Annotated in this window: 2 protein-coding genes; one reads left to right on the forward strand and one right to left on the reverse strand. The window is 42.0% G+C overall.

Annotated features, from left to right (window positions below; genetic code table 11):
* On the forward strand, positions 1-180 hold a 180-nt coding region (locus A3766_RS31970), incomplete at its 5' end, for a hypothetical protein (RefSeq protein WP_231882888.1).
* A 71-nt stretch (positions 181-251) separates the two neighbouring features.
* Here A3766_RS31970 and A3766_RS11030 read toward each other — a convergent pair.
* Positions 252-467: BrnA antitoxin family protein (locus A3766_RS11030; RefSeq protein WP_068642202.1), on the reverse strand; the 216-nt coding region annotated here is incomplete at its 5' end.

The following is a 467-nucleotide window of genomic DNA, read 5'->3' on the forward strand; positions in this document are numbered from 1 at the left end:
CTAGGCTGGTTGTTACTTCGTAATAAACAAATACATTTGGCAGTCGCTATTACAGCGGGTTTAGCTAACATATTTAATGGTTCAATAGGCTTCGGCTTGGCTGTGGTTTATTGTATTTATCGAGTTGCTACTTCTAGCAAAGAAGAACAACATAACCAGCGCCTCAAACGGACTCCGTAAAATATGTCACGCTTTTTGTGCCAAAAAGGCGCGCCAATTTTACTCCTCCGTTTAGGCGGGCGTTAGTGCTCTTAAGAAGCTAAGCGATTCTGTCGAACATCATCAGCAAGCCAAGATTTGATTAAGGACTGGTAAGGCATGTCTCTTCGATTAGCCTCAATTTTAATGCTTTCAAGCAAAGACTCAGGTAACCGCAAGGAAATTGTTTTCGTCGATGGTTTTAAGTTGGGCATTGTTACTTTTGCGGCCTTACTCCAGTCCAAGTAATCAGCGGAATCATTATCTTC

It is taken from the genome of Oleiphilus sp. HI0132 (assembly GCF_001635845.1).